A 14,916-nucleotide genomic window follows, 5' to 3' on the forward strand; every position below is an offset into this window, starting at 1 on the left:
GCAGGGGGGACCCTGTGGGAGAGTAGGACGCCGCCGAACAATTCTTCAGCTCCGGTCCCTGAACCTTCTGGTTCAGGGACCGGAGCTTTTTTGTTTTCTGGTGTTCCCGGCTTGTCGGCCGGTGTTTGTTTCCGGACATGATCGGGCCTCAGCGCCGGCCTGACGGCGGCCGATACGGGGCCCGCGGTACAGGGGGACGAACCGGGCAGGTAAAGTCATGGGGCATCGTCGCTACGTTCCCCACAGGAGGCCCACGGGTGGAGGTTCAGGAGACGCGCATCCAGACTGATCGCGTCCTCACCATCCCCAACATTCTGAGCATGGCTCGCCTGGTCGGCGTACCCGTGTTCCTGTGGCTGATTCTGTGGCCGGAATTCGGTGGTCCCAAGGCCGACGGCTGGGCGCTGCTGGTGCTGGCTCTGAGCGGCGTCAGTGACTACCTGGACGGCAAGCTCGCCCGCAGCTGGAATCAGATCAGCAGCCTGGGGCGCATTCTCGATCCGGCGGCCGACCGGCTGTACATACTGTCCACGTTGGTCGGCCTGACCTGGCGGGAGATCCTTCCGCTGTGGCTCACGATCGCTCTGCTGGCCCGAGACCTCATGCTGCTGATCGCGGTGGGCTGGCTGAGCCGGTACCGGTACGGACCGCCCCAGGTGAACTTCCTGGGCAAGGCGGCCACGTTCAACTTGATGTATGCGTTCCCCTTGCTGCTTCTCAGTGACGGAAGTGGCTGGCTGCATACGCTCGCTGCTATTTTCGGATGGGCGTTCGCCGGATGGGGTACAACGCTCTACTGGTGGGCAGGAATCCTCTACGTGGTTCAGGTCCGCCGCATCATCAAGGCGGACGCCGCGGCCGACTGAGCTCGCCGAACCGGCAGCCGTGCGATGGCCGGGTGCCCAACGCGAGAGAAGTGGGCCATCTGGCGGGTGAAGTCGGCTAGATCGTCGTCTCTTAGAGGAGGACGCTTCCGACATGAAGGCCGTTGTGATGGCGGGCGGAGAAGGTACACGCCTTCGGCCCATGACTTCGAGCATGCCCAAGCCACTGCTTCCGGTGGCAAACAGGCCGATCATGGAGCACGTGCTGCGGCTGTTGAAACGGCATGGCCTCAGTGAAACCGTAGTGACGGTGCAATTTCTGGCCTCGCTGGTAAAAAACTATTTCGGCGACGGTGAAGAGCTCGGCATGGAGCTCACGTACGCCAATGAAGAAAAACCGCTCGGCACCGCCGGCAGCGTCAAGAACGCCGAGGAGGCGCTCAAGGACGATGCCTTCCTGGTGATCTCGGGCGATGCCCTCACCGACTTCGACCTGACCGACCTGATCCGTTTCCACAAGGAGAAGGGCGCCCTCGTCACCGTCTGTCTGACCCGGGTCCCGAATCCGCTGGAGTTTGGTATCACGATTGTCGACGAGGACGGTCAGGTCGAGCGTTTCCTGGAGAAGCCGACCTGGGGTCAGGTTTTCTCCGACACGGTGAACACGGGCATTTATGTCATGGAGCCGGAGGTCTTCGACTACGTCGAACCGGACGTTCCGGTGGACTGGTCCGGCGATGTCTTCCCGCAGCTCATGAAGGAGGGCAAGCCGATCTACGGCTATGTCGCCGAGGGCTACTGGGAGGATGTCGGTACACACGAGAGTTATGTGAAGGCCCAGGCGGACGTCCTCGAGGGGAAAGTCGATGTCGATATCGACGGCTTCGAGATGTCCCCGGGTGTGTGGGTGGCCGAGGGCGCCGAGGTTCACCCGGACGCCGTATTGCGCGGCCCGCTCTACATCGGCGACTACGCGAAGGTCGAGGCCGGCGTAGAACTGCGTGAGCACACCGTCGTCGGCTCGAATGTCGTCGTGAAGAGCGGCGCGTTCCTGCACAAGGCGGTGGTGCACGACAACGTGTACATCGGGGAGCAGTGCAACCTCCGCGGCTGCGTGATCGGGAAGAACACCGATGTGATGCGGGCGGCCCGCATCGAGGACGGCGCCGTCATCGGCGACGAGTGCCTCATCGGTGAGGAATCGATTGTCCAGGGGAACGTCCGCGTCTATCCGTTCAAGACGATCGAAGCGGGCGCGTTCGTCAACACCTCGGTGATCTGGGAGTCCCGCGGTCAGGCGCACCTTTTCGGCGCCCGCGGCGTTTCCGGAATTCTGAACGTGGAGATCACGCCCGAGCTGGCGGTACGGCTCGCGGGCGCGTATGCGACGACCCTGAAGAAAGGTTCCTCGGTCACCACGGCGCGGGACCACTCACGTGGTGCCCGGGCGCTGAAGCGTGCGGTGATCTCCGCGCTGCAGGCGAGCGCCATCGACGTACGAGACCTCGAGAACGTGCCGCTGCCGGTGGCCCGTCAGCAGACAGCCAGGGGCAGCGCCGGCGGCATCATGGTCCGTACGACGCCCGGTGTGCCGGACTCCGTGGACATCATGTTCTTCGACGAGCGGGGCGCGGACCTCTCTCAGGGCGGGCAGCGCAAGCTCGACCGGGTGTACGCCCGCCAGGAGTACCGTCGCGCCTTCCCCGGCGAGATCGGTGATCTGCACTTCCCGTCCAGCGTCTTCGACTCGTATACGGGTTCGCTGCTGCGCTCCGTGGACACGACCGGGATCGCGGAGGCCGGCCTCAAGGTCGTCGTGGACGCTTCGAACGGCAGCGCCGGTCTGGTGCTGCCGAGCCTGCTGGGTCGGCTCGGGGTGGATTCCCTGACGATCAACCCCGGCCTCGACGAGTCGCGGCCCACGGAGACCGAGGACGCGCGGCGGTCCGGCCTCGTTCGGCTGGGCGAGATCGTCGCGTCGGCGCGCGCGGCCTTCGGGGTGCGCTTCGACCCGGTGGGTGAGCGGCTGTCCCTCGTTGACGAGCGGGGGCGGATCATCGAGGACGATCGCGCCCTGTTGGTCATGCTGGACCTGGTGGCCGCCGAGCGGCGCAGCGGGCGGGTGGCGCTGCCCGTGACCACGACCCGTATCGCCGAGCAGGTGGCGGCGTACCACGGTACTCAGGTGGAGTGGACGACCACGTCGCCCGACGACCTGACCCGGGTGGGCAGGGCGGACGACACCATTTTCGGTGGCGACGGCCGGGGCGGCTTCATCGTCCCGGAGTTCGCGAGCGTCTTCGACGGCTCGGCCGCGTTCGTCCGGCTGATCGGCCTGGTGGCTCGTACCCAGCTCACGCTGAGCCAGATCGACGCGCGTATCCCGCGTGCCCATGTCCTCAAGCGCGACCTGGCGACGCCCTGGGCGGTCAAGGGGCTCGTCATGCGGCACGTGGTGGAGGCGGCCGGCGACCGTTCCGTGGACACCACGGACGGCGTGCGGATCGTCGAGGCCGACGGGCGGTGGGTGCTGGTGCTGCCCGACCCGGCCGAGGCGGTCACGCACCTGTGGGCGGAGGGCCCTGACGACGCCTCCGCGCAGCAGCTGCTGGACGAGTGGGCGTCCGTCGTGGACAGCGCGGGCCGCTGACCCTGGTGTCCCCGCCGGCGCGTCCGATTCGGCGCGCCGGTGGGGCCATTGGGTGACCGCGCCGCCGACGTGCGACGATGTGCGGCATGTCGCAGCAGCACCCCGAACGGAGCAGCCCCGGATACGCTCCGCGCCCCGATGCCTCCATGTCGCTGCTGACCAATGTCATGGAGCACAGCCTCGATGACGGGTACGCCGAAGCGGCGGCCCGTAAGGCGGCGACGGCCGGGGGCCTGCCCCGTACGCTGCGGGCCAAGTTGGGCCTCGCGGCCGGGCTGGTCCTCGCGGCCGTGGTCGTCACGGTGGGTGCGGCGCAGGCGCGGATATCAGCACCGACCATGGCGAAGGAGCGCGAGGAGCTCATCGCCCGGATCGACCAGGGCACCGACAAGGCCGACAAACTGCAGCGGCACGTCGACTCGCTCCGGGAGGACGTCGGCGACATGCAGCGCAAGGCGCTCAAGAAGAGCGACGGTGAACGGGCCGACCTGCTGGCGCTGCTGTCCGGCTCCACGCAGGTCACCGGACCCGGGGTGAAGCTGGTCGTGGACGACGCCAAGGAGGCGGAGACCGGCAGTGGCGGTCCCCGCGAGAGCACCGGCTTCTCCGACACCGGGCGGGTGCGCGACCGGGACATGCAACGGGTGGTCAACGGCCTGTGGGAATCCGGTGCCGAGGCCATCTCCGTCAATGGGCAGCGCCTCACGTCCCTCTCGGCGATCAGGGCGGCGGGAGACGCCATACTGGTCGACAACAAACCGCTGGCGCCTCCGTATACGGTGCTGGCGGTGGGGGACGGGCAGCGGCTGAGCACCACGTTCCAGGACAGCGCCGACGGCCAGTACCTGCATGTGCTCCAGCAGAACTACGGCGTCCGCACCAGGATTTCCACCGAGGGTGACCTCACGCTGCCGCCCGCGCCGAGCTTGATCGTACGTACCGCACAGCCGAAGACCGGTGCCGCGCAGCCGGGCGGCACCGACACAGGGAAGGGCACATCGTGATCGCCGTACTGGGCCTCATCGTGGGAGTCGTGGTCGGACTTGTCGTCCGCCCCGTGGTGCCGACGGTGGTCGAGCCCTACCTGCCGATCGCTGTCGTCGCGGCGCTGGACGCCGTGTTCGGCGGTCTGAGGGCGATGCTGGACGGCATTTTCGACGACAAGGTCTTTGTCGTCTCCTTCCTGTCCAATGTGGTGGTCGCCGCACTCATCGTCTTCCTCGGGGACAAGCTGGGCGTCGGTGCCCAACTCTCCACCGGTGTGGTCGTAGTGCTCGGCATCCGCATCTTCTCCAACGCCGCCGCGATCCGCCGGCACGTGTTCAGGGCGTGAGACCAATGGCATCCGACGAGCACGACAAGCACGACGAGCGCAACGAGCGTGACGAGGCGCAGGGGCGCGAGGACTCGCAGGAGCGCGCCGCGTCGCCTGAGAACGACCGGACGGCCGGGCGTGACGAGGCCGCACCTGCTGAGGGCGGTGCGGCGCAGAAACGTCCCACGGCGCCGGAAAGTGGCGAGCCGTCAGAAGACCGCGACACTCCCAAGGGTGACGATGTCCCGGAGCGTCGCGAAACGCCCAAGGCGCCCGAGAAGTCCGGTAAGCCCGACGAGGGGGAGCGTGCCGGCGCGCCCGAGAAGCCGGTGACGCGCAGGTCGGACGAGGCGGACGCCGCTCAGGGGGCGGCCGCGCAGGCCCCGAAGGGGGAGCCCGGCGAAGGCCGTACGCAGCGTCCCGGCCCCGGCCGTCTGCAAGGCCCCTTGCAGGGCCCCGCCCAAGGGCGCCCGCCGCGCCCCGTACAAGGACAGGGCGGCCCCCAGGGGCCCGCTCAGGGCCGTCCGCCGCACCCGGTGCAGGGCCGCCCGCAAGGAGGGCCGCAGGCGCGCCCTCAGAGGGGCGGCCAGGCCGGCCCCCATGGCGCGCACGGCCCCGTACGGGGGCGGCCGCAAGGGCCTGTGCAAGGGCCCGGGCAAGGGCGTCCGCAGGCCCCCGACGGCCGTTCCGGGCCCGCTGGGCGGTTCCCCATGCCGCCCGAGCGGCAGGGGCCCGGCGCGCCTCCTCAGGGGCCGCAGCAGGGCCGTCCCGGTGGCGCGTCGGCAGGACCTCAGGGCGGCCGTCCCGCGGCCGCCGCGGCATCCGGTGCGGAGCAGCGCGGCCCCGTAGGGCCCGCGCAGCCTCCCGTGTCCGGTCAGCCGTCCGCGGCGCGTCCGGGCCCCGAAGACGCGCCCCAGCTCACCGGCCGGGAGCGGCTGAAAGCCGGTCTGTGGCCGCCGCGCCTGAACCGGGCTCAATTGATTGCCGCGGTACTGCTGTTCATTCTCGGGCTGGGGCTCGCTATTCAGGTACGTTCCACCAGTGACAGCAGTGCGCTGCGCGGAGCGCGCCAGGAGGACCTGGTGCGCATCCTTGACGAGCTCGATGACCGCTCGCAGCGCCTGGAGGACGAGCAGCGGCGGTTGGAAGGCCAGAAGACCGAGCTGGAGAACAGTTCGGACCAGGCCGAGGAGGCCCGTAAGCAGACGGTGGAAAAAGAACAGCAGCTCGGGGTGCTGGCCGGTACGGTGGCGGCCGAGGGGCCCGGCATCTCGCTCACGATCGACGACCCGTCCCGCTCCGTCGAGGCGGACAAGCTCCTGGACACGATCCAGGAGCTGCGCGCGGCCGGTGCGGAGGCCATTCAGGTCAACGACGTCCGTGTCGTGGCGAACACCTACGTCTCGGACGTGCGGGGCGGCGTGGAGATCGACGGGAAGCGGGTCGTGCAGCCGTTCCGCTTCAAGGTCATCGGCAAGCCCGAGGACCTGGAGCCGGCCCTGAACATTCCCGGCGGAGTGGTTCAGACATTGGAGAAGGAGCAGGCCACGGTGTCTGTGACCCGGCAGAACAAGATCGTCGTGGACGCCTTGCGCAAGGCGGAACGGCCCGACTACGCGCGGTCGTCGTCGCAGTGAGGCGGGAACGTATGGCGAGGCGTGCGACGGGGCATGAGGTAGCCGGGGGTCGGCGCACCGCACAAGTGGTGCGTGGTGGAAACTGTGTGAAGGCCACGGACGTTGAATGGATGTCCGGATCGGCCGGTGTGTGCATCGAGGGTTCGTCCTGCCCCACGGGCGGGTCTGTTTCGTTCAAGGGGAATCGCCCGTGAGTTTTTTTGCGAAGCTGTTCGGCAAGAGTGACCGCAAGGAAGGCGCCGAAGCCTCTGCGCGGCACGCCGCGCCACGGCAGTCAGGTGAGCCGGCGTCCAATGAGGAGCGCCCGCTCTTCCGTGACGAGGTGGCAGGTCCGGCCGGTGGTACTTCCGGAGGTCAGCAGCCCGGTTCTGTTGACCCTGCCGCGTCCGGCCCCATAGGTTTCCAGGAACCATCAGCCGCTACGGGTGGAGGGTCCGCCTTGCCGGTTTGTACGAGGTGCGGGCACCGCAATGCCGAGGCGAGCCGGTTCTGCTCCAACTGCGGCGCGCCGCTGCGCGCCGGTGGGCAGGCCGAGCGTCCCTCCGAGACGACCTCGACCATCTCCATTTCGGGTATCGAGGCGTATGACGCGGAGTCGACGGGGCAGACCCCGATGCCTTCGCTGTCCCCCGAGGCCCAGGCCGCCGTGGACGCGCTGCCGCTCGGCTCCGCGCTCCTCGTCGTGCGCCGGGGCCCCAATTCCGGCAGCCGCTTCCTGCTGGACGGTGAGCTGACCACGGCGGGCCGTCATCCGCAGAGTGACATCTTCCTGGACGACGTGACGGTCTCCCGCAGCCATGTGGAATTCCACCGCGGTCAGGACGGCAGCTTCACCGTCAGGGACGTCGGCAGCCTGAACGGCACCTACGTCAACCGTGAGCGGATCGACTCCGTTCCGCTGGCGAACGGCGACGAGGTGCAGATCGGCAAGTTCCGCCTGGTCTTCTACGCGAGCCAGCGGGGCGTCGGCATCTGACCGGCCAGGGAAGGCACATGCACCACACACCGTCCGGCGGTGCCGGTTCCTCCGGCACCGCCGCCGCGGGCGGCGAGCTGGTGAGCATCGGTACGGTGCTCAATCTGCTGCGCGACGAATTCCCCGAGGTCACGATCTCCAAGATCCGCTTCCTGGAGTCCGAGGGCCTGGTCGAGCCGCAGCGTACGCCGTCCGGGTACCGCAAGTTCAGCACCGAGGACGTCGAGCGGCTGGCGGGCGTGCTGCGGATGCAGCGCGACCACTACCTGCCGCTGAAGGTCATCCGCGAGCACCTGGACGCCGTGGCGCGCGGTGAGGACGTGCAGCTCCCGGCGCCAGCCTCGGCGCCCGGGGAGTTCCTGGACGGTGTACAGGAGTCGTCCGGTGAGCATCCGACGGCCGCCCGGATCGGCCGCGACGAGCTGCTCGCCGCCACTGAGGTGGACGAGTCCGAGCTCGCGGACTGGGAGGCGTACGGTCTGCTCGCCCCGGCGTCCGACGGCGGGTACGGCATCGAAGCCGTGGCGGTCGCCAAGCTCGTCGCCGAGCTCGGCCGCTTCGGCCTGGAAGCGCGTCATCTGCGGGCGGTGAAGGCCGCCGCGGAGCGCGAGGCGGGCCTGATCGAGCAGGTCGTGGCGCCGCTGAAGCGGCACCGCAACCCGCAGACCAGGGCCCATGCGGAGGCCACGGCCAGGGAGCTGGCCACGCTCTCCGTACGACTTCATGCGGCCTTGGTCCAGGCCGCCCTCCACGTCCGGCTGCCGTGACCTTGGGTGCGGTCACCCCCGCCGAGGGGGTGCCCGACTACCCAAACCGGCCGGGCACGTCCTAGGGTTGCTGTGTGAACGAGCTCGACGTCGTGGGTGTCCGGGTGGAAATGCCTTCCAACCAACCAATCGTGCTGTTGCGCGAGGTGGGAGGCGACCGCTACCTGCCCATTTGGATCGGGCCCGGCGAGGCGACCGCCATCGCCTTCGCCCAGCAGGGCATGGCCCCTGCCAGGCCGCTGACGCACGACCTGTTCAAGGACGTGCTGGAGGCGGTGGGCCAGGAGCTGTCCCAGGTGCGCATCACGGACCTGCGGGAAGGTGTCTTCTACGCCGAGCTGGTCTTCGCCAGTGGCGTGGAGGTCAGCGCCCGCCCGTCCGACGCCATAGCGCTGGCGCTGCGCACGGGTACGCCGATCTACGGGACCGACGGGGTGCTGGACGATGCCGGCATCGCGATCCCGGATGAGCAGGAGGACGAGGTGGAGAAGTTCCGCGAGTTCCTCGATCAGATCTCGCCCGAGGACTTCGGCACCAACAGCCAGTAGCGCCACAGCGGGCGCCGCGCCGTCAGGGAGCGAGCGAGGCGCACGACAGCACACCCGGCGCACAACCCACCAGACATTCCCCGCATAAAGTCACGTGAAACCACTCGTAGGGTGATTATCACTCGGCGTGGCGAGCGCGGCGATCGTTGACGCACCCCGAGTGACTGCATACCGTCGATAAGGCAGGTCCCGTCCGGGACGTGAAGGACGGAGGTCGGCGTGGCAATCACCGGCGACGGTACGGCGGCGGGAGGGGCATTGCCGCTTCACACTGGCGCGGCGAATCGTGCCCCGGTAAACCGTGCCCCGGCACAGGCCGCCGGGAAGCCGGCCGGCCCGGGCAGCGAGACCGTCGGATACCGAGGGCCGACGGCATGTGCCGCCGCGGGGATCACTTACCGGCAGCTGGACTACTGGGCGCGTACGGGTCTGGTCGAGCCCAGCGTGCGGCCCGCGTACGGCTCGGGCACCCAGCGGCTCTACAGCTTCCGGGACGTCGTCGTCCTGAAGATCGTCAAGCGGCTGCTGGACACCGGCGTCTCGCTGCAGAACATCCGCACGGCCGTGCAGCACCTCGCCTCCCGCGAACTGTCCGATCTGGCGCAGATGACGCTGATGAGCGATGGCGCGACGGTGTACGAGTGCACCTCGCCCGACGAGGTCGTCGATCTGCTCCAGGGGGGCCAGGGCGTCTTCGGTATCGCGGTCGGCGTGGTCTGGCGGGACGTGGAGGCCGGGCTGTCCCAGCTGCACGGAGAGCGCGTGGACACCGGGGAGACCCTCATCGGCCACAATCCCCACGACGAGCTGGCCCGCCGGAGGAACCGCGCGGTCTAGAACGGCACGTGCAGGCGCACGGTACGACGCGGAGTGCGGAAGCCGTCGTACGGCTCCTGCCGGAGCGCTCCCGGCCCGCCGCGCGGCCGATTGTCAGTGGCGTACGGCACCATCAGTGACGTGAGACGTGCGCCGACGATCCTGCATCTGGACATGGATGCGTTCTTCGCGGCCGCCGAGCAGGCGGCCAAGCCCAGCCTGCGCGGGAAGCCCGTGGTGGTGGGCGGCATCGGCGGGCGCGGCGTCGTCTCCACCGCGTCGTACGAGGCCCGTGTCTTCGGCGTCCGCTCGGCCATGCCCACCGCCCAGGCCCGCCGCCTCTGCCCCAACGCCGCGTACCTCACGCCCCGCTTTCACGTCTACCGCCAGGTGAGCGAAAAGGTCATGGCGCTGCTGCACGAGCTGTCGCCGCTGGTGGAGCCGCTGAGCCTGGACGAGGCGTTCGTGGACCTGGAGGCCGGCGGGGTCGCCGACGACGCCGTATCGGCCCGTGCGGTGGGGGAGCAGCTGCGCCGCGACATCCTCGAGGTCACGGGACTGACCGGCTCGGTGGGCCTCGCGGGCGCCAAGATGCTCGCGAAGATCGCGTCCGAGCAGGCCAAGCCGGACGGCCTGCGACTGATAGAGCCGGGCACCGAGCGCGAGCTGCTCGGGCCGATGACCGTGCGGACGCTGCCGGGCGTCGGCCCGGCCACGGCCGAGGCGCTGCGCAAGGCCGGCATCCACACGGTCGCGGAGACCGCCGAGGCCGGCGAGGCGGAGCTGGTGCGGCTGCTCGGGCGGGCGCACGGCACGGGGCTGTACGCGATGGCGCTGGGCCAGGACGACCGGCCGGTGGTCGCGGAGCGGGACGCCAAGTCGATCTCCGTCGAGGACACCTTCGAGGTGGACCTCACCGACCGTACGAGGGTGCGTGCCGAGGTGATGCGGCTGGCGGACCGCTGCGTACAGCGGCTGCGCGCGGCCGGACGCTCGGGCCGTACGGTCGTGCTGAAGGTGCGTAACTACGACTTCTCCACGCTGACCAGGTCCGAGACGCAGCGCGGGCCGACGGACGACCCCGCGGTGGTGCGGGAGGCGGCGGGGCGGCTGCTGGACCTGATCGACACGACGGGCGGGGTGCGGCTGCTCGGCGTGGGGGTGACCGGCCTCGCCGACTTCACGCAGGAGGACCTCTTCGCGCAGGTGGCGACGGAGCGGGCGGCCGAGGAGGCCCGGCTCATGGAGGAGGCCAGGGCGACGGCCGGGGCGGCGGAGGACGGGGCGGCAGAAGAGGCCGAGGAGGCCCCTGAGCGGCCCAGGAAGTGGCTGCCGGGCCTGGACGTGGTCCATGCCGAGTACGGCCCCGGATGGGTCCAGGGAAGCGGCCTGGGGCGGGTCACCGTACGGTTCGAGCAGCCCTGGTCCGCGCCGGGGCGGGTGCGGACGTTCCTGGTGGACGACCCGGCGCTGACGCCGGGGGAGGCGCTGCCTCTGGTGGGCGGCGGTCCGGACGTTCCGCCGGCGGCCGATGGGACAGTGGCCGGGGAGAGCGCGCACCCGCCCATAGCCGGGGGCCCGGCCCTGCCGACAGCCCCGATGGATCGGACAGCCGCGGAGCCGCCCCCGCCTGCCGGTCAGTCCTCCGACGAGCCCGCTATCCGGCCGAAGTCCCGGTCGGCGGACCCCGCGGCCGGACGGCCGACGGCGTCCTCCCCGGCGAGCTCCGCGTCCGTGGCGGAGATATCCAGCCGGTAGTGGTGGTAGAGCTGCAGTTCCTGCTCCGGTGAGAGGTGGCGGCCCACTCCGAAGTCCGGCGCGTCCTTGATCAGCTTCCGCTCGTACGGCACGTGCAGCGCGTCGTCGACCAGCCGGCTCGGCTCCAGCGGCACGAACGCGTCCCGGCTGAAAAGCCCCGTACGGACCGCCGCCCACTCCGGCTCGCCGGTGGCGTCGTCCAGGTACACCTCGTCGACGGTGCCGATCTTGGTGCCGTGCCGGTCGAACGCCTTGCGGCCGATCAGACTGCGTGGATCGATATCGGTCTGCACTGTTCCTCCTACCTGCTGGAACTGTCCTCTGCACCCAACGAAACGGCACATTTCCCACCCTGGCCACTCGAGGGATGCCGAGCAGTCGCGCTGGTAGGCTGGTCAGCGATCGATGACCCCGTGCGGGAGAGCTCTCCGACCCCCGGGCCGGAGGCGCCGAAGGAGCAACTCCTCCCCGGAATCTCTCAGGCACCTGTACCGCGCGGACGAGATCACTCTGGAAAGCAGGGTGGGCCACGGACCAGTGCTGTGCCGGGAGCCCCTCCTCACCGACGGTGAAAACCGGACACTGCGTGCGTTCCGGTGAAGCTCTCAGGTTGAGATGACAGAGGGGGAGGCCGTCCGGGCACCAGCGCCGTGGTGCCCCTCGTAGGTCCCAGAGACCAGGAGGCCCCCGCAGATGACCACCAACCGCATCTCGTTGACCGAGCTGGAGCGCGGCACCCCGTTCGAGCAGCGCCACATCGGCCCCGACCAGGCGGCCCAGGCGAAGATGCTCGCGCACATCGGCTTCGGCTCGCTGGACGAGCTGACCGCGGCCGCCGTCCCCGACGTGATCAAGAGCGCCGAGGCGCTCGACCTGCCCCAGGGCCGTACCGAAGCGGAGGTCCTGGACGAGCTGCGGGGCCTCGCGGACCGCAACCGTGTGCTCTCCTCCATGATCGGCCTGGGGTACTACGGCACGTTCACGCCGCCGGTCATCCTGCGCAACGTCATGGAGAACCCGGCCTGGTACACCGCGTACACCCCGTACCAGCCGGAGATCTCGCAGGGCCGGCTGGAGGCCCTGCTCAACTTCCAGACCATGGTCGCCGACCTCACCGGGCTGCCCACCTCGGGCGCCTCGCTGCTGGACGAGGGCACCGCGGCCGCCGAGGCCATGGCGCTCTCCCGCCGCGTCGGCAAGGTCAAGAAGGGCGTCTTCCTCGTCGACGCCGACTGTCTGCCGCAGACCGTCGCCGTCATAGAGACCCGCGCCGAGCCCACCGGCGTCGAGGTCGTCGTCGCCGACCTGAGCGACGGCATCCCCGCCGAGATCGCCGAGCGCGGCGTCTTCGGAGTGCTGCTGCAGTACCCCGGCGCCTCCGGCGCGGTCCGCGACCCCCGCGCCCTGATCGAACAGGCTCACGAACTTGGCGCGATCGTGACCGTCGCCGCCGACCTCCTGGCGCTGACCCTGCTCACCTCGCCCGGCGAGCTCGGCGCCGACATCGCGGTCGGCACGACGCAGCGCTTCGGTGTGCCGATGGGCTTCGGCGGCCCGCACGCCGGCTTCATGGCCGTCCGGGAGAAGTTCGCCCGCAGCCTCCCCGGCCGCCTGGTCGGCGTCTCCGTCGACGCCGACGGCAACAAGGCGTACCGCCTGGCCCTGCAGACCCGCGAGCAGCACATCCGCCGCGAGAAGGCCACCAGCAACATCTGCACCGCGCAGGTCCTCCTCGCCGTCATGGCCGGCATGTACGCCGTCTACCACGGCCCCGAGGGTCTCGCCGCCATCGCCCGCCGTACCCACCGCTACGCAGCCGTCCTCGCCGAGGGCCTCCGCGCCGGCGGCATCGAGGTCGTGCACGGCACGTACTTCGACACCCTCACCGCGCGGGTCCCCGGCCGTGCCGCCGAGATCGTCGCCGCCGCCCGCGAGGCCGGCGTCAACCTCCGCCACGTCGACGCCGACCTCGTAGGCATCGCCTGTGACGAGACCACCGGGCGCGCCCAGCTCACCGCCGTGCTCGGCGCCTTCGGCGTCCAGGGCGACATCGAGCAGCTGGACGCGGCCGCCGCCGACGCGCTGCCCGAGTCCCTGCTGCGCAGCGACGACTACCTCGCGCACCCGGTCTTCCACCAGTACCGCTCCGAGACCGCGATGCTGCGCTACCTGCGCACCCTCGCCGACCGCGACTACGCGCTGGACCGCGGCATGATCCCGCTCGGCTCCTGCACGATGAAGCTGAACGCGACCACCGAGATGGAGCCGGTGACCTGGCCGCAGTTCGGCCAGCTGCACCCCTTCGCGCCGGTCGACCAGGCGCAGGGGTACCTCACCCTCATCCAGGAGCTGGAGGAGCGCCTCGCCGTCGTCACCGGCTACGACAAGGTCTCGCTGCAGCCCAACGCCGGTTCCCAGGGCGAGCTCGCGGGCCTGCTGGCGGTCCGCGCGTACCACCGCGCCAACGGCGACGAGCAGCGCACCGTCTGCCTCATCCCGTCCTCCGCGCACGGCACCAACGCCGCCAGCGCCGTGATGGCCGGCATGAAGGTCGTCGTCGTCAAGACCGGCGAGGACGGCGAGGTCGACGCCGACGACCTGCACGCCAAGATCGAGCAGTACCGTGACGAGCTGGCCGTCCTGATGGTCACCTACCCGTCCACGCACGGCGTGTTCGAGGAGCACATCACCCAGATCTGCGCGGCCGTGCACGACGCGGGCGGTCAGGTCTACGTCGACGGCGCCAACCTGAACGCGCTGGTCGGCGTCGCCGAGCCGGGCAAGTTCGGCGGCGACGTCTCGCACCTGAACCTGCACAAGACCTTCTGCATCCCGCACGGCGGCGGCGGTCCGGGCGTCGGCCCGGTCGGCGTGCGCGCGCATCTCGCGCCGTACCTCCCCAACCACCCGCTGCAGCCCACCGCGGGCCCCGAGACCGGCGTCGGCCCGATCTCCGCGGCGCCCTGGGGCTCGGCCGGCATCCTGCCGATCTCGTGGGCGTACGTCCGCCTCATGGGCGGCGAGGGCCTCAAGCGCGCCACCCAGGTCGCGGTGCTCTCCGCGAACTACATCGCCAAGCGCCTGGAGCCGCACTACCCGGTGCTCTACACCGGCCCCGGCGGCCTGGTCGCGCACGAGTGCATCATCGACGTACGGCCGCTGACCAAGGCCACCGGCGTCAGCATCGACGACGTCGCCAAGCGCCTGATCGACTACGGCTTCCACGCGCCGACGATGTCCTTCCCCGTGGCCGGCACGCTCATGATCGAGCCGACCGAGAGCGAGGACCTCGCCGAACTGGACCGTTTCTGCGACGCGATGATCGCCATCCGCGCGGAGATCGAGAAGGTCGGCACGGGGGAGTGGGACAAGGAGGACAACCCGCTGCGCAACGCCCCGCACACCGCGGCCTCCCTCACCGGCGAGTGGACCCACCCGTACACCCGTGAGGAAGCCGTGCACCCGGCCGGCGTGGACGCCGCGGCCAAGTACTGGCCGCCGGTGCGCCGCATCGACGGTGCCTACGGCGACCGCAACCTCGTGTGCTCCTGCCCGCCGCTGGAGGACTACGACGGCTGACGGCGGCGGGCGCGCCTCCTGAGGCGGCGCTCCCCGAGCTGACGGA

At 70.1% G+C, this 14,916-nt stretch carries 11 protein-coding genes, 1 pseudogene and 1 riboswitch; of the genes and pseudogenes, 11 read left to right on the top strand and 1 reads right to left on the bottom strand.

Going from position 1 to position 14,916, the window contains the following annotated elements:
* Positions 1-257: 257 nt before the first annotated feature.
* The 10 genes and pseudogenes from ACIGXO_RS24515 to ACIGXO_RS24560 form a co-directional block, all read left to right on the top strand.
* The gene (locus ACIGXO_RS24515; protein ID WP_399790676.1) at positions 258-866 is read left to right on the top strand and encodes a CDP-alcohol phosphatidyltransferase family protein; all 609 of its coding nucleotides are present in this window, start codon (positions 258-260) and stop codon (positions 864-866) included.
* A 112-nt stretch (positions 867-978) separates the two neighbouring features.
* The gene (locus tag ACIGXO_RS24520) at positions 979-3,474 is read left to right on the top strand and encodes a sugar phosphate nucleotidyltransferase (RefSeq protein WP_399790679.1); all 2,496 of its coding nucleotides are present in this window, start codon (positions 979-981) and stop codon (positions 3,472-3,474) included.
* An 86-nt stretch (positions 3,475-3,560) separates the two neighbouring features.
* Positions 3,561-4,478: a DUF881 domain-containing protein gene (locus ACIGXO_RS24525; protein WP_399790682.1), complete on the top strand. Its 918-nt coding sequence runs from the start codon at positions 3,561-3,563 to the stop codon at positions 4,476-4,478.
* Positions 4,475-4,807 carry a small basic family protein gene (locus tag ACIGXO_RS24530; RefSeq protein ID WP_003984969.1) on the top strand — a complete coding sequence of 111 codons (333 nt, stop codon included), beginning with the start codon at positions 4,475-4,477 and terminating at the stop codon, positions 4,805-4,807. Before ACIGXO_RS24525 ends, ACIGXO_RS24530 begins: the two co-directional genes overlap by 4 nt.
* Positions 4,808-5,499: 692 nt before the next feature.
* Positions 5,500-6,426, top strand: a complete 927-nt coding sequence (locus tag ACIGXO_RS24535) for a DUF881 domain-containing protein (RefSeq protein WP_399790685.1) — start codon at positions 5,500-5,502, stop codon at positions 6,424-6,426.
* Between the two features lie 106 nt (positions 6,427-6,532).
* Positions 6,533-7,402, top strand: coding sequence for an FHA domain-containing protein (locus ACIGXO_RS24540; protein WP_399790688.1), 870 nt, complete (start codon positions 6,533-6,535; stop codon positions 7,400-7,402).
* 17 nt (positions 7,403-7,419) lie between these two features.
* Positions 7,420-8,169: a MerR family transcriptional regulator gene (locus ACIGXO_RS24545; protein WP_399790691.1), complete on the top strand. Its 750-nt coding sequence runs from the start codon at positions 7,420-7,422 to the stop codon at positions 8,167-8,169.
* Positions 8,170-8,243: 74 nt separating this feature from the next.
* Positions 8,244-8,717, top strand: coding sequence for a bifunctional nuclease family protein (locus tag ACIGXO_RS24550; protein ID WP_030263902.1), 474 nt, complete (start codon positions 8,244-8,246; stop codon positions 8,715-8,717).
* A gap of 219 nt (positions 8,718-8,936) precedes the next feature.
* Entirely contained in the window at positions 8,937-9,554 is a 618-nt protein-coding gene (locus ACIGXO_RS24555; RefSeq protein WP_399790694.1) for a MerR family transcriptional regulator, read from the top strand.
* Positions 9,555-9,674: 120 nt separating this feature from the next.
* A pseudogene (locus ACIGXO_RS24560) lies at positions 9,675-11,030 on the top strand (DNA polymerase IV); the annotation flags it as partial.
* A gap of 140 nt (positions 11,031-11,170) precedes the next feature.
* Here the strand turns inward: ACIGXO_RS24560 and ACIGXO_RS24565 are convergent.
* Positions 11,171-11,635, bottom strand: coding sequence for a PRC-barrel domain-containing protein (locus ACIGXO_RS24565; RefSeq protein ID WP_399790696.1), 465 nt, complete (start codon positions 11,633-11,635; stop codon positions 11,171-11,173).
* 62 nt (positions 11,636-11,697) lie between these two features.
* Positions 11,698-11,795: riboswitch (glycine riboswitch) on the top strand.
* A gap of 189 nt (positions 11,796-11,984) precedes the next feature.
* On the opposite strand from ACIGXO_RS24565, the gene gcvP reads away from it, so the two are divergent.
* Positions 11,985-14,870 carry an aminomethyl-transferring glycine dehydrogenase gene (gene gcvP / locus ACIGXO_RS24570; RefSeq protein ID WP_399790699.1) on the top strand — a complete coding sequence of 962 codons (2,886 nt, stop codon included), beginning with the start codon at positions 11,985-11,987 and terminating at the stop codon, positions 14,868-14,870.
* Positions 14,871-14,916: the final 46 nt, after the last annotated feature.

Source organism: Streptomyces sp. NPDC053542 (genome assembly GCF_044544685.1).
Classification (GTDB): Bacteria; Actinomycetota; Actinomycetes; order Streptomycetales; family Streptomycetaceae; genus Streptomyces.

Excerpts from the sequence above, each read along its gene's own strand:
- ACIGXO_RS24565 (WP_399790696.1), bottom strand. The coding sequence starts at position 11,635 with ATGTGCCGTTTCGTTGGGTGCAGAGGACAGTTCCAGCAGGTAGGAGGA.
- gcvP (WP_399790699.1), top strand. The coding sequence starts at position 11,985 with ATGACCACCAACCGCATCTCGTTGACCGAGCTGGAGCGCGGCACCCCG.
- ACIGXO_RS24520 (WP_399790679.1), top strand. The coding sequence starts at position 979 with ATGAAGGCCGTTGTGATGGCGGGCGGAGAAGGTACACGCCTTCGGCCC.
- ACIGXO_RS24535 (WP_399790685.1), top strand. The coding sequence starts at position 5,500 with ATGCCGCCCGAGCGGCAGGGGCCCGGCGCGCCTCCTCAGGGGCCGCAG.
- ACIGXO_RS24545 (WP_399790691.1), top strand. The coding sequence starts at position 7,420 with ATGCACCACACACCGTCCGGCGGTGCCGGTTCCTCCGGCACCGCCGCC.
- ACIGXO_RS24540 (WP_399790688.1), top strand. The coding sequence starts at position 6,533 with ATGGATGTCCGGATCGGCCGGTGTGTGCATCGAGGGTTCGTCCTGCCC.
- ACIGXO_RS24525 (WP_399790682.1), top strand. The coding sequence starts at position 3,561 with ATGTCGCAGCAGCACCCCGAACGGAGCAGCCCCGGATACGCTCCGCGC.